Consider the following 12052-nt stretch of genomic DNA (forward strand, 5'->3'; position numbering starts at 1 on the left):
ATCTACTGATAGGGAGAATTATTGTGTGCACGGTTTACGATCGCCGGGCTTTCGGCCAGCGAATTGAGGGCTTGTAGGCGCTGTCGAAAGAAATTGTAGGAGCGCGCTTGCCCGCGATGTAACGCGAAGCGGTCCAATGGACTCACTCGGTTCAACTGAAAAGAACTGGGTCGTTGATTTACGACTGCTTCGCAGCCGATCGCGGGCGGTCTCCTACCTGCCCGTGCTTACGGATCGCTGAAATCGGTCAGTTCTCCGAATGGGGACTGTCTTCAACGTCGAAGAGCCGGTACTTTGAAGTGGGTGCCGTAGGCACCTTTCATCGCACGTCATGAACTGCCCGCACGACTACTCCTTTCAAAACAAGAGAATCGACTTCATGAAATTTGAGCCCTTTGCCAAATCCCTTATCGCGACGGCACTCGCTGTTTGTTACACCTGCGCGCAAGCAGCCTCGCAAGCCCCGGTTGCTGCTGAAAATGGCATGGTGGTCACGGCCCAGCACTTGGCGACCCATGTAGGGGTTGATGTGCTCAAGGACGGTGGCAACGCCATTGATGCCGCGGTGGCGGTTGGTTATGCGCTGGCGGTGGTTTATCCCGCAGCAGGTAACCTTGGTGGCGGCGGGTTCATGACCGTACAGCTGGCCGATGGCCGCAAGACATTTTTGGATTTCCGTGAAAAAGCGCCGTTGGCGGCCACCGCCGACATGTACCTCGATAAAGACGGCAACGTGATCCCTGATTTGAGCACCAAGGGTTACTTGGCCGTTGGGGTTCCCGGCACGGTGTCCGGCATGGAGTTGGCCCTGAAGAAATACGGCACCATGAAGCGCGAACAGGTTATCGCGCCCGCCATCAAGTACGCCGATGAAGGTTTCATTCTCGAACAGGGTGATGTCGACCTGCTGGATACGGCGACCGCCGAATTCAAAAAAGACATGCATGACTCGGGCGCCATCTTCCTGGACAAAGGAGAACCGCTGAAGGTAGGTCAAAAGCTGGTGCAAAAAGACCTGGCCAGGACGCTGCGGGAAATCTCCAGCAAAGGCACCGATGGCTTCTATAAAGGCTGGGTGGCGAACTCCATTGTGTCTTCAAGTTACGCCGGTAGAGGCCTGATTACTCAGGCAGACCTGGATAAATACCAGACCCGTGAACTCGCGCCGATTGAGTGCGATTACCGCGGCTATCACGTGGTCTCGGCGCCGCCTCCAAGCTCGGGCGGGGTGGTCATCTGCGAGATCATGAACATCCTCGAAGGCTATCCAATGCCGGATCTGGGTTTCCGCTCAGCCCAAGGCATGCAGTACCAGATCGAAGCCATGCGTCATGCGTATGTCGATCGCAACAGCTATTTGGGTGACCCTGATTTCGTCAAGAACCCGGTGGCTCATTTGCTCGATAAAGACTACGCAGCGAAAATTCGGGCCGCCATCGACCCGCACAAAGCCGGTGTTTCCCGGGACATCAAGCCTGGCGTTGCGCCGCACGAAGGCAACAACACCACTCACTATTCCATCGTGGACAAGTGGGGCAACGCCGTCTCGGTGACCTACACGCTGAACGACTGGTTTGGGGCCGGGGTGATGGCCAGCCGGACCGGGGTCATGCTGAACGACGAAATGGACGATTTCACTTCCAAGATCGGCGTTCCCAACATGTACGGTCTGGTGCAGGGAGAAGCCAACGCCATTGCCCCAGGGAAAACCCCGCTGTCTTCGATGAGCCCAACCATTGTCACCAAAGACGGCAAAACGGTCATGGTGGTCGGTACGCCGGGCGGCAGCCGGATTATCACGGCGACGCTGGAAACAATGCTCAACGTGATCGACTACGGGATGAACATTCAGGAAGCCGTCGATGCCCCCCGGTTCCATCAGCAGTGGTTGCCTGAAACAACCAACCTGGAGAAATTCGCGATCAGCCCGGACACCCAGAAGATCCTCGAAAGTTGGGGGCAGAAATTTGCCGGCGCACAGCCCTCTAACCACTTGGCTGCAATTTTAGTCGGAGCGCCTTCCCTTGGCGGCAAACCGGTGGGTGACAATCGCTTCTATGGCGCAAATGACCCGCGTCGTAATACCGGGCTTTCTCTCGGTTATTGAGTCCGTGAGCGAAGCCCTGGTGCAGGGCTTCGCTATTGGCGCCTTTTACGGGGTGAAGGTTAAAACCGTCCCGGATGACCACTGATAGAAAAACCTACCTAGTGATAGATAATCGTTGACAGGGGTATGTGACGCTCTCTAGTATCTATCACTCGATAGGTAGACAACAACTGGTGCTCACATGAAGATTTATGATATCCCTGGCTTCCCTAGTCCTTTGCGTATCCGTGTTGTCTTGGCCGAAAAAGGTCTGGCTTCGCAGGTCGAATTCATCAACATCGATCTGCCGGGCGCTGAACATAAGCAGCCGGCTTTCTTGGCGATGAATCCGGCCGGTACTGTCCCAGTACTTGAACTTGACGACGGTTTCTACCTGTCGGAATGCACCGCCATCACTGAATACCTCGACAACCTGGATGGCAAGCCAACGCTCACCGGCACCACGCCGAAAGAGAAGGGCATCATTCACATGATGCAGAAGCGCGCGGATGACCAACTCATCGACGCCATCGGCATCTACTTCCATCACGCCACCGACGGCCTTGGCGCTGGTTTAAAACCGTACAAAAGTCCTGAGTGGACTGATCGCACTGTCTGGGGCGAAATGCACCGTGACAAGGCCATCAAAGGCATGAAGTACTTTGATTCGGTGCTGAAAACCCAGCCCTACGTGGCTGGCGAACAGTTCTCCATGGCGGACATCACTGTCTGGGCGGGCTTGATCTTCGCCGGTTACGCGCAGATCAAAGTGCCGGAAGAATGCACGGCCCTGATCGCCTGGAATGCCAAAGTCGGCGAACGTCCAAGCGTGAAAACCCCTGCCTGAAACTGACTGAATTTCTCAGCGCCCCGGCCGATCACATCGGCCGGGGCGTCTGCGTTGGGTCCTCGGTAAATTCCAGCGACGTGTAGAACCAGTTGCGGTGTTATGTGGCTTTGGCGCGGCGACTCCGCCGTTGCTCAGGTCATGGCGGCCAGCAGTAACGGCAGTGCTGGGGATGGCGAGCATTTCGCTAGGGTTGTTGATTCTTCTGCTGTCGTTGGCGACGCACTCGGTTGAGCTGTTTTTCATTGGCGCAGCGATAGCCGGCATAGGATCGGGCGCCGCATTCTCAGCGCTGGTGCAAACCCTCGCGCCATTGGCGGATGAGCACGAGCGCGCCGAGCTGTTCGCGGCGATCTTCGTGGCCTCGTATTTGTCGTTGAGCCTTGCGCCGGTTGTGGCGGGGTTTTTGATTGCGCCGTTTGGCCTTCTGCAAACCGCGCAGGGGTATCTTGCCGTGCTGTTGGTAGTTTCGGTGCTGGCGACCTGGACCCATTGGCGGGCATTGCGACGGCCTGCTGCGGTGATTTAAGCAAAAAAAATCACGCGGGGTTGAACCCGCGTGATTTTTGTTTCGCGAAGATCAGTCCACCGCGCCAAGGCGTGCGACCGTCTCTTGGGTGGTCCACAACGCATTGGCGAGGAAACGGAAGTTGATCAGTGCGGCCAGATAGCCGTCGCCATCGGGAATAATCGGCGCGGCGGTGGCGTCACGTACGACGGCCACTTCGAAGCCTTGCTCCAGCAACTCACGCAGGTGAGATTCAACGCAAAGATTCGCCGCCATGCCCGCCAGAATGATCTGCGACACACCGTGTTTGCGCAGCTGCAGGGCCAGGTCGTTACTCTCCGGCCCGTAGACTTTGTGTGGTGACGCAATGATGGTTTTGCCGTCAAGAATGTACTGCTTGTACTCAGGCAGGAAGTCAGCACCAGAGTTTTCGAAGCCTTCCAGGGTCAATGGACCCTTGCGGTCGAACATGCCGATGTCGTGCATCACATGTTCCAGTGGGCCGCCGAAGTGCCAGCCGTGGTCACATGGATAATAATAGTGCGCAGACACGGCGACAGTAATCCCGGCCTGTTTTGCGGCGGCGAACAATTGGCCGATGTGCTTGACCGTATCGTTCTCAGTCACGCTCTTGCCCACCAACGCCCAGCTCACGCCTTCGGGGCTGAGGAAGTCGTTTTGCGGATCAATGATCACCAACGCGGCTTTGCTCAGGTCGAGCTTCATGACCGAGCCCGGCAGCGCAGGTGTGTCCGTGTCGGCGTAAGGGTTTGCAGAGGGACGGGTTGTCTCGGTGCTCATGGTAAAAGGCCTCCAACGGCTAAGGGTTTCATTCCCGCCTGGGCATTCCGGTCGACCGGTGTATTGTGCCCAGCGAAGACTTCATCCTAGGCCGAAATTTTTTGCGCTTTTCCCTGGGCGTACACAACCTTTGACCGGTTATCCCCAATGGACATTCTTTCCGAGTTTTTTGAGCGAACCCACCTGCAAGGGCGGCTGTTTTTTGCTGGCCGGGTGGACGGCACGCTGGTGTTGGACAAACCGCCTGGCATGGCGTTTGTCCATGTGATTGAAAATGGTGGCATCGATCTGGTCAGACCCGGCGTGCCGAAGATCGCCATCGATGAACCCAGCGTGTTGTTTTGTCCGAGCAGTTGCCAATATCAGCTGCGTTCAACGGCTTCGCCAGGGGCCGATATCATTTGCGCGTCGTTTCAGTTTGGCCAGCAAGCGCGCTACGTTTTGCCGCTGGGATTGACCGAAACCCTGGTCTTTCCGTTGGAAGCTTTTGAGCACATTGTCCCCGCCATTTCATCGCTGACCAGAGAATTTCGCGATGACGCACCGGGCAGGGGTAAAGCACTGAATCTGTTATTCGAATACGTGTTTATTTTGCTGGTGCGCCAAGCGGTGCAACAAAAGAAAATCACCAGCGGTTTGCTGTTCGCCCTGCAAGATGGACGCCTCGGGGAGGTATTGAGCACCATTCATCGCGAGCCGGAAGCCGACTGGAGCGTGGAGCAACTGGCGGCGCTGGCAAACATGTCGCGGTCGAAGTTTTCGGCGTATTTTTCGAGAATCATGGAAGTGTCGCCCATCGTCTACCTGACCCATTGGCGCATGCGGGTAGCGCAAGACATGCTCCGCGACGGGGTTCAGATCAAAGTCATTGCCGCCTCAGTGGGCTACAGCTCCCAGGCCTCGTTTTCGCGGACCTTCATGAGCATCATCGGCGTGCCGCCAGCAGAATGGATAAAGCGCGTTAACCAACAGACGCACGACGATGACCGCGCCGCTTCGCATCGTATGGACGGGGCCACTCTGGAGCCAACTTGTTGGTGAAGGTTTGATGCGGTATGTCGCGCATGCCGCTTCGCGAACAAGTTCGCTCCTACAGACTTTCAACAAGAACTTCCTACTCACCCCGAATGTATTGTTCCAACTGCCGAATCAAATCAGCCTGTTCGGCAATGGCTTCTTTCACCAAATCACCAATCGACAACAACCCCATCAGTTGCCCGTCTTTGACCACCGGCAAATGGCGCAGATGGCTGTCGGTCATGATGCTCATGCATTTTTCGACGCTTTCGCTGGGGCTCACCGTGATAATGCGCTCGCTCATGATGGTGCTAACCCGTGTGTCCGCAGACGAGCGGCCCTTCAGCGCGACCTTGCGCGCATAGTCTCGCTCGCTGATGACCCCAATCACGTGGCCATTCTCGACGACCGGCAACGCGCCGACGTTTTTCTCTGCCATCAGGCTAAGCGCCGTCAATACTGTCTGGTCGGGAGCGATGGTATGGACCTGCCGGTGGTCATCGGCTTTTGTATTGAGTAGTTGTGCGACGGTCTTCATTAGGGGTCTCTCCAGGCAGGATTCTAAGGGGCGAGCGCGAATCGCCCTAATTGCCCCTACAGAATCGTAGAGTATGGCCAATTGGGCAAGGTCGAAACGAATGCATAGGGGATAGAAAAATCTGATTGGACGTTTATATGGCAGTCGGATGTCGTTCTGACTTTCAAATGCCTAGCGACGCTCGATGCTAGACAAATGACGGGCCTTAAGGTTTATTGGCGCGATCCCCGAATCGGCCCAACGCTCGCTGGAAGGAACTGAACCTTGTCTGCTCGCTCATCAGTGTTTAACGGTCATTACAATGGGTTTCTATTCGACATGGACGGCACCCTGATTAATTCCATCGCGGCGGCCGAACGTATTTGGGCGACGTGGGCGAGGGCGCACGGAGTTGAAGTCGATACCTTCCTGCCGACCATACACGGTGCGCGCGCTGTCGATACGATCAAGCGATTGGGGCTTGTCGGGGTAGATCCAGAACTCGAGGCGCTGGCCATTACTGAAGCTGAAATAGCTGACCTCGCCGGAATTGTCGAAGTGGCCGGCGCTGCTGCGTTTGTTAAATCGCTTCCGGCAAACAAATGGGCCATCGTCACCTCGGCGCCAAAAGAGTTGGCCATCCGGCGCCTGGAGGTCGCGGGAATTCCCCTTCCTGCTGTGTTCATAACCTCCGAAGACGTCAGCCATGGCAAACCGAACCCCGATTGCTACCTACTGGCGGCGCAACAGTTGGGGGTGAACGCGTCTGATTGTTTGGTCTTCGAAGATGCGCCCGTCGGCATTCTTGCGGGCGAAGCGGCGGGCGCCGCTGTGATGGTGGTGACCGCCACCCATGTTGATCCGATGGACACGTCGCACGCGTCGATCATGGATTACCAGCGAACCGTTGTCCGGGTTGACGAAAACGGGGTAATGCGACTTGAGGCGTAAGCCACTTGATCAGCGGCCTTCACATGGCGTTCACCTGTTTTTCACACAGGCGTCCCTAGGATAGAATTGTACGTACCCACATGCTGATTGATCTGCACACACAAGTGCTGTTTACGGAAGGTTGGAGAGTCCTTCCGTATTACTTGTCACGCGATAAGTTTCCATTGCGCGATATCGGATGACACCTATAAATGCCTGGCACTGCATCGCTTAAAAATCCTGCCCCCCCCCACTTTTCACGACGCACCCGGCGCTGGACACTGGTCGGATTGGCCATTCTGCTGTTTTGCGCATTAACAGTAATGGGTTTTATTTATTTACCACCGACGCCTTATACGCCCATGACCGGTCTGAATCCGACCCATGTGTCGCTCATTGCAATGGGCGACCAAGGCAGCGGAAACTTCCAGCAGTGGGCCGTCGCCTATGCCATGGAAAAAGTCGCGGAGAAAGATGGCCGACTGGACATGGTGGTGTTGTTGGGCGACAACTTCTACGGCAAGTCGCTGACCGGCACCGCTGACCTGAGCTGGCGGACCAGGTTTGAGAGTGTTTATTGGGGCCGCTGGTTAAGCCACGTGCCGTTTTATGCAGTGCTGGGTAATCACGATTATCCCGACTCGCAACGGGTGGAAATTGAATACAGCCGCCGGCATAAAGGCTCGGGCCGCTGGCAAATGCCCGACCACACCTACACCCGAGACTTCGGCAGCGATGAGGGCCGTCCGCTGGTGCGCATGGTGTTCATCGACACGTCGGTGCCCGACAGTCAACTGTCGGCGCAAATCGCGATTTTAGAGCAGGCGTTTATGCAGCCCGGTCCCGAGCCTATCTGGCGTGTGGTGGCGGCTCATCACCCGGTACGGAATGTGGGAGAGCACAATCAAAACTCCCTTTTGGTAACCGAGTTGCTGCCGGTTCTCAAGCGTCTTAAAGTGGACCTTTATTTGTCCGGGCATGACCACAACCAACAACTGATCCTCAATGAAGGCGAGCCGGCCTGGGTCATCTCCGGTGGCGGCGGAAAAACGCTGTCTGCGATATCGGCGAAACATTCCCCGGTCAATTTTGCTAAGTCTGAAGCTGGTTTCGCCAAACTCGACTTCACCTCTACCCAACTTAAACTGGCCTACTACACCGAAAGCTCAGGCGCGGCTGCGCGCTATGAATGGAATCGGGCGTGCCCCTGGATGGCGAAAGGTTGCCTTGTGGGGTCAATGATGTCGCCTTGATCTGTCTACTCTGCGTTACGCTTGCCGCCTTTCCGTCGCTGATTACCCTTGTGAGTCGCACACGCTTATGTCAACTCGTCCCGTCTTCCTGTTGTTCGTACTCGGTTGTCTATTGTTCTTCGTCGGATTGGGTAACCACCAATTGCAAGGTTCCACTGAGCCCCGCGTGGCTGGGATCGCCATGGAGATGCACTTGGATAACGACTGGGTGACGCCCAAGCTCAACGGCCAACCCTTTCTGGAAAAACCACCCTTGAGTTTATGGCTGGACGCGGGCGCCATAAGGGTATTTGGCGCGAACACTTGGTCAGTCAGGTTGGCCTCTGCGCTGGCCGGGTTGTTGAGCATGCTGACGCTATATGGTGCCCTGCGTAAATTGGGACGTCCGGTGATGATCGCGGTCGCAGCAGCGGTGTTCCTGGCGACTACGGCCAGTTACTGGAGCAACGTTCGGCAGGTCGGGGAAGATTCGTTACTCTCGTTGGGCGTAACCTTGGCGCTGCTGGGGTTCTTTCTCGCCAGCCAGCATTGGGTGTTGCAGCGTCGTCGTTCGGTCGGGCTCTGGTCGATGTTTGCCCTGGGTATCGTCATCGCCACCCTGAGTAAAGGCGTGCTGGGGTTGGCACTGCCGGGGGCGGTGATTTTTGCGTTTCTGATTGCGCAAAGCCTGATCGAAAAACGCTTTGTGCTAGCCGATTGGGTGTGGCCGGCGGCGCTGACCTTGGTCGCTTTGCTGCCATTGGCAGTGTGGCTCGGGTTTCTGTATCAGGCAGGCGGTGGGTCCGCGATTAACGAGGTGCTGTGGGCCAACAGCGTAGGGCGTTTCAGCGGTGGCTTCTCAGAGGCCGGGCATTTCGAGCCGTTTTACTATTACCTGGCGAAGTTGCCGCAGGCGTTTTTACCTTGGAATATTCTGGTTTATGTCGGCCTGTGGCATTTTTGCAAAAAACTGCGCGCCAGTCCGTACCTACTTTTTTTCAGCCTGTGGTTGTTGGCGCAACTGACCTTGTTGACGCTTGCGTCCAGCAAACGCATGGTCTACCTGATGTCGATGACCCCGGCTGCTGCGGTCATCGCCGCCGAGTACGGGGCGCTGCTGCTGGAGCGCCTGCGTGAGCGATCAGCCACGTCGGTGTGGGCGCAGAGGCTCGTTCGTCACCAACGAGCATCGATCTTCGGTGTGGTGGGCCTGTTCGTAATCAGCTACTTGGCGGTGGCGATCTGGGTCATTCCGAGGGAAGACCGCCAACAAGCTTTTACCCCGCTTACCGAACAGATTCGCGCGTTACAGCAAAACGGCCAACGGGTTGTGTTGTTCACGCCCAGCGAACGACTCGCCGGAGCGGGAGTGTTCTACACCCAAAGCTTGTTGGTGGCCCTTCAATCCGAGGAACAGCTAAACAGCTTCCTCAGTGAATCGCCCACCAACGTTGCGGTGATGGAGCGTCAGACTGACCCGGTCGCGCCACTCAAAGTCTTGAAGAAAATCATTGTGGGCGACCGAGCGTATTACTTTATGGAGATGTGATTGGGTTCAGTTTGCGTGTAGAGCAAGATCACCTCGCTGCCACGGTCATACCGCGTTGCGTCAGTGGGCAACTGTTCAAGCTCACGCCGTTCATCGTCACTCTTGACCCGCATCACCACGCCCACCGACCCCTCACGGCGTGCCTGGGCCAGCCATTGCTGAACATTGGCGGTCTTGACGGTTCGGTCCGTGACGTCCGGGTAGGCGAGCCCATATTTGGCCTCGCCTACGGTGTTGTAGAGGGTTACTTCAGGGTTCGCTGTCTTCCACGCCAGTGCCGACGCAACCGCCAGATCGTTGCTCATCAATGCATGGCTTTGGCGAAGTGCCTGGGCATGCTCGGCTATAAACCTGCCAGGCGTCTTGTTTTCGACTACGTTGTCCGGCAACGCCGCAGGCAATAGCGCCACCATCAGCCACATACCCAAGGCCGGGGCGAGGTAGAACATCTGCGGTTTGCTGAGCTGCAACGCATTGGCCAAAATCCAACTTGCCAGGGCGACGATCAACAAGGCCATATGCAGCGGTTCATGGTCGAAGATGGGATGCTTGATTTGCAGGTAAATCACCGCCATCAGTCCAACGGCGCCGGCCACGATATTGAAGGCGGCATTACTGCGGATGGCCAAGGTCTTGGCCTGTTCGAGCCGATTGATCAACGCATCGCCTAGCAACAGCGCCAATGGCAACATGCACGGAAGTATGTAGGGGGGAAGTTTGCCTTTGCTCAGGCTAAAAAAAGCCAGCGGCAGGCACAGCCACAGCAGCAGAAAAGCAGTGTTCTGTTGTTTGCGGTTTTGCCAGGCATGCTTCAACGCAGTTGGCAACAACAGCGCCCACGGCACGCTGGAGCCGATCAGCAACGGCAAATAGAACCACCAGGGCTCAGCATGCTGTGCGTCATCGCCGGCGAAACGGCGAATGTGTTCATGCCAGAAAAAGAATCGCCAAAAGTCGGGCTCGCGCACCTGAATGGTCAATACCCACGGCAGCGAGATCAAGGTGGCAACCAGCACTGCGATACCGCCGTACCGCACCAGTTCTTTGAAGCGCCGCTGCCAGATCATGTAGGGCAGGGCGATGAGTACCGGCAACAACAGCGCAAGAAACCCCTTGGTCATGAAACCCATGCCACAGGCCAATCCCAAAACGGCCCACGCGATGACTTTTGCTCGGTGTGTCGTACTGTCGACGGCATACCACAGCGCAACGATGCTCAGGTTGACCCATAAGGTAAATTGCGGATCGAGGTTGGCATAGCCAGCCTGGCCGATGATCAGGCCAAAACTCATGTAAACCGTCGCACACGCCAGGCTTCTGCGCGGCGAATTCCACAATCGCCGGGCGATCAGGTAGGCGAGCACAGTGCTCAGTCCCAAGCTCAGCGCCGAAGCAATGCGAACGCCGAACAGGTTGTCGCCAAACAGGGCTTGGCCGAGGGCAATCATCCAGTAGCCAAGCGCAGGCTTTTCGAAGTAACGCAGGCCCATCAAATGAGGGGCGGCCCACTTACCGGTTAGCAGCATCTCCTGACTGACCTGCGCGTAGCGGGTTTCGTCTGGAACCCAGAGGCCATGAGTGGTTAGGGGCAGCAAATAAAAAATAACAAAGGCCAGTAACAAAAACAGCAGGGCCCAAGGTTTCGCCATAAGGTTTGGCATTCGTCGTGCTCAATAGTGATCAATGGAGACTTACGGTTTCTTGTCCAGGGTCGATGCCCAGTCCTGGTAGTTAATGAAACCCAGCACTTTCGGGCGGCCGTCAGCGCCAATGGAAACAAGGAACGTGCTGGCGTATTCGCTGGTTTTGGCATGGGGAAATCCCAGCTCTTTTTCCAAGGCACTCATGCACCCACTGTGGGTGACTAACACCATGTTGCGATGAGCGGTCTTGTGGGTCAGTACGTTGTCGAGCATGGCGTGCTCGCAGTTGACCAGCCACTCTTGATTAGGGCTGGCTTTGCCAAACATGGCGAACGAGGTTTGCGCGGTACGATGAAGGGGGCTGCTCATGACGTCGGTGTTACTCATGCCCAGTCTGTTGAACGCCTTGCCCACTAGAACCGCGGTGTCGCTGCCTGCCTGGGTGATACCGTCTGCCGGACCCAGGCACGGATTGCTCGACCGATCACAGCGTTCGGCGTGCCGCACGAGGGCAACAATGTCACCTTGTTGCCAGTGGCTATAGACACCTGCAGTGATCATGTTTTCGTGTTTGCCCAAGTCTGTCAGCGACTTTGGCCACCATACAAACCCCATGACTAACACGATGCAAAGCACCAGCACTGTTGCGAACACAGCTTTTTTAAGGGTGTTCGCGTTTGGCGTTTTTAATGACGGTGTTGAAACGTCAGTTGAGGTTTTCACCTGCTTAGTGCTCCGAGATGACGAATTTTCGATGCGCGATTCCCGCAACCTTAAAAGCTTGCTAGTCAGCTTTAAGAGGAAGTGGTGTGCAATCGTTATACAGTTGATAGTAAGGGAGGGGGCGTAGTTTGACGGTAAAAAAGATGTGAAAATTTAGCGAAGACCGATCAGTCAGCCAAGCATCTATTGGGTTAATGGC

At 56.2% G+C, this 12052-nt stretch carries 11 protein-coding genes; 7 read left to right on the top strand and 4 right to left on the bottom strand.

What is annotated here, in order from left to right; all coding sequences use genetic code 11:
* Positions 1 to 379: 379 nt before the first annotated feature.
* The 3 genes from ggt to RHM59_RS02805 all read left to right on the top strand — a co-directional run bounded on the left by ggt (position 380) and on the right by RHM59_RS02805 (position 3462).
* Complete coding sequence (gene ggt / locus RHM59_RS02795) at positions 380 to 2107, top strand: gamma-glutamyltransferase (protein ID WP_322164753.1); 1728 nt, start codon at positions 380 to 382, stop codon at positions 2105 to 2107.
* A gap of 181 nt (positions 2108 to 2288) precedes the next feature.
* Positions 2289 to 2933, top strand: coding sequence for a glutathione S-transferase (locus tag RHM59_RS02800; protein WP_322164752.1), 645 nt, complete (start codon positions 2289 to 2291; stop codon positions 2931 to 2933).
* Positions 2934 to 3105: 172 nt separating this feature from the next.
* Positions 3106 to 3462 (top strand): MFS transporter, encoded by a 357-nt coding sequence (locus tag RHM59_RS02805; RefSeq protein WP_322164751.1) that lies wholly within the window; start codon positions 3106 to 3108, stop codon positions 3460 to 3462.
* A 51-nt stretch (positions 3463 to 3513) separates the two neighbouring features.
* Here the strand turns inward: RHM59_RS02805 and RHM59_RS02810 are convergent, their stop codons facing one another.
* Positions 3514 to 4242 carry a cysteine hydrolase gene (locus tag RHM59_RS02810; RefSeq protein WP_322285901.1) on the bottom strand — a complete coding sequence of 243 codons (729 nt, stop codon included), beginning with the start codon at positions 4240 to 4242 and terminating at the stop codon, positions 3514 to 3516.
* Between the two features lie 147 nt (positions 4243 to 4389).
* On the opposite strand from RHM59_RS02810, the gene RHM59_RS02815 reads away from it, so the two are divergent.
* Positions 4390 to 5283, top strand: coding sequence for an AraC family transcriptional regulator (locus RHM59_RS02815; protein ID WP_322285902.1), 894 nt, complete (start codon positions 4390 to 4392; stop codon positions 5281 to 5283).
* 73 nt (positions 5284 to 5356) lie between these two features.
* Here RHM59_RS02815 and RHM59_RS02820 read toward each other — a convergent pair whose 3' ends face one another.
* Positions 5357 to 5797 (bottom strand): CBS domain-containing protein, encoded by a 441-nt coding sequence (locus RHM59_RS02820; protein ID WP_322285903.1) that lies wholly within the window; start codon positions 5795 to 5797, stop codon positions 5357 to 5359.
* Positions 5798 to 6061: 264 nt separating this feature from the next.
* Here RHM59_RS02820 and RHM59_RS02825 point away from each other — a divergent pair, with 264 nt between their 5' ends.
* The 3 genes from RHM59_RS02825 (at position 6062) to RHM59_RS02835 (ending at position 9487) form a co-directional block, all read left to right on the top strand.
* Positions 6062 to 6727 (top strand): HAD family hydrolase, encoded by a 666-nt coding sequence (locus tag RHM59_RS02825; RefSeq protein ID WP_322164747.1) that lies wholly within the window; start codon positions 6062 to 6064, stop codon positions 6725 to 6727.
* Positions 6728 to 6918: 191 nt separating this feature from the next.
* Entirely contained in the window at positions 6919 to 7959 is a 1041-nt protein-coding gene (locus tag RHM59_RS02830) for a metallophosphoesterase (RefSeq protein ID WP_322164746.1), read from the top strand.
* A 67-nt stretch (positions 7960 to 8026) separates the two neighbouring features.
* The gene (locus tag RHM59_RS02835) at positions 8027 to 9487 is read left to right on the top strand and encodes a glycosyltransferase family 39 protein (RefSeq protein ID WP_322164744.1); all 1461 of its coding nucleotides are present in this window, start codon (positions 8027 to 8029) and stop codon (positions 9485 to 9487) included.
* Here RHM59_RS02835 and arnT read toward each other — a convergent pair.
* Both arnT and RHM59_RS02845 read right to left on the bottom strand, forming a co-directional pair.
* Entirely contained in the window at positions 9469 to 11136 is a 1668-nt protein-coding gene (arnT, locus tag RHM59_RS02840) for a lipid IV(A) 4-amino-4-deoxy-L-arabinosyltransferase (protein WP_322170988.1), read from the bottom strand. The two genes, RHM59_RS02835 and arnT, sit on opposite strands and share 19 nt — an antisense overlap.
* A 42-nt stretch (positions 11137 to 11178) precedes the next feature.
* Positions 11179 to 11853, bottom strand: coding sequence for a histidine phosphatase family protein (locus RHM59_RS02845; RefSeq protein ID WP_322164742.1), 675 nt, complete (start codon positions 11851 to 11853; stop codon positions 11179 to 11181).
* Positions 11854 to 12052: the final 199 nt, after the last annotated feature.

This window comes from Pseudomonas sp. MH10, assembly GCF_034353045.1.
Lineage (GTDB): Bacteria > Pseudomonadota > Gammaproteobacteria > Pseudomonadales > Pseudomonadaceae > Aquipseudomonas.